General features: G+C 55.1%; 1 protein-coding gene. It reads right to left on the bottom strand.

Translation table 11 applies throughout. The features are described 5' to 3' along the window. Nucleotides 1-33 precede the first annotated feature (33 nt). A protein-coding gene (locus ERD78_RS19665; protein ID WP_371734644.1) for an IS3 family transposase occupies nt 34-1,388 on the bottom strand; the annotation gives its coding sequence in 2 pieces (ribosomal slippage) (nt 34-914 and nt 914-1,388; 1,356 coding nt in all). Between the last annotated feature and the right edge of the window lie 66 nt (nt 1,389-1,454).

The following is a 1,454-nucleotide window of genomic DNA, read 5'->3' as shown; positions in this document are numbered from 1 at the left end:
TGAACTGACCCCTAGAAGTTGGACGGTTACAGATTAGGTGGCCAAGGCCTGAATACGGTATTGCACCGGACTCAGGCCTTTTAGTTTTATTTTGATGCGGTCGTGATTGTAGTAGTGAATGTATTGGCGGATGCCGGCCTGAAGCTGCTCGATGCTCTCGAAGCGGTTCAGATAGAAGAACTCGGACTTCAGCGTGCCGAAGAAGCTTTCCATGGCGGCATTGTCCAGGCAGTTTCCCTTGCGTGACATGCTCTGGGTTAGCCCTCGCGCTGCCAGCTGACGCTGGTACGCCACCATTTGATACTGCCAGCCTTGATCTGAGTGCAAGAGTGGTGCTTCCTCGCAAGAGAGCTTGGCCAGCGCCTTTTTGAGCATGCTGCCCACCAGTGAGAAGTGCTGTCGCTGTTGCATCGTATAGGACACGATTTCACCGTTATACAGATCCAGAACCGGCGAGAGATACAGCTTCTCGCCCCGGACGTTGAACTCGGTCACATCAGTGACCCATTTCTGATTGGGCCGTTGTGCCTGGAACTGACGAGCCAGGACATTGGGAACGCGGGCTTGCTGACCCCGGTAAGAACGGTATTTCTTCGGTCGCACCAGCGACTTCAATCCCAACACCAGCATCAGCCGCTGAACCTTCTTGTGGTTGACCGCCTCACCGGTTTGGCGCAGCGCCGCTGTAATGCGTCGGTAGCCGTAGCGACCCTTGTGGCGCTCATACACAGCGCGGATGCGTGCTTTCAACCCAACGTGAGGGTCCTCAGCTTGCTGCGCCTTCATTTGGTAGTAGAACGTACTACGCGATAAGTTCGCTGCCTTCAACAGCCGAGTCAATGTGTGGCCTTGCCTCAGTTCGAGCACTACTTGCGCTTTTTCTGCGCAGCTTGCTCTTTGGACTGAAGCAAGGCCCGTAATTTTTTTAGATAAGCCACCTCTGCGCGCAGATACTGGACCTCTTCCTCCAATTCTTCGCGTGAACGCACCTCTGCAGGCCGCGCATCTGTGGGTTTGGGCGATTCTGTCATCTTCTTCGGGCGGCCTCGGGGTTTGGGCTGGATTCCAGCCAGACCCTGCTCATGATACCGGCGTTGCCAATTCATGACGACGCCTGCTCCACCTCGAATATCGAACAATGCTACCGCCTGGGTCGCCGATAGCTCCTCTTGCTGCATCCGGCGCAGCACAGACAACTTGAATTCTGCACTGTAGTGGCTGAACTTTTTGCGCAGGCCAGGCAGCCCATGTTGCCGGTAGGCGGCGACCCAGCGCTCCACTATTACATGAGCCAGGCCGTACCGCTGCGCAACTGATTTATAGCCTCGCTCGCCCGACTCGTAGCTTTGCACTACGGACAGCTTGAATTGCTCATCGTACTTCGTCATGAAAAACACCCCAAAGGTTGGATCAGTGTCCAACTTTTGGGGTGCAGTTCAAAAGGCCCTTTTTTC

The sequence above is a fragment of the Allopusillimonas soli genome (assembly GCF_004153445.1).
Classification (GTDB): Bacteria; Pseudomonadota; Gammaproteobacteria; order Burkholderiales; family Burkholderiaceae_B; genus Allopusillimonas; species Allopusillimonas soli.
The sequence above is the reverse complement of the archived record's forward strand: the minus strand, read 5'-3'. Positions and strand labels throughout refer to the sequence as shown.